General features: G+C 32.2%; 1 protein-coding gene. It reads right to left on the bottom strand.

Annotated elements, in window-relative coordinates; translation table 11 throughout:
- Nucleotides 1-242 (bottom strand): histidine kinase (locus SB679_RS26015; protein ID WP_410705279.1); only part of this gene is annotated, 242 nt, incomplete at both ends.

Below are 242 nucleotides of genomic sequence, written 5' to 3' on the forward strand. Positions count from 1 at the left end.
AGATTATTTAGGGTATTAAATAAAAAATGGGGATTAAGCTGTGCTTTCAAAAAGTCTTTTTCTATATTAAGATTTTGAAGTTCTAAATCTGAAGTCTGCTTTTGAAGATGGATCGTTCGGCTAAAAAGTCTTGAGATATCAAATAGAATCTTAACGAAAAAAGGCGGCGAAAATGAATAGATCACCAATGTAGCATTTCCAAAAACAGCTTTATAGGATAATATCTCCCCATAGGTTTGGGT

This window comes from Chryseobacterium sp. SIMBA_029 (assembly GCF_046535275.1).
GTDB lineage: Bacteria > Bacteroidota > Bacteroidia > Flavobacteriales > Weeksellaceae > Chryseobacterium.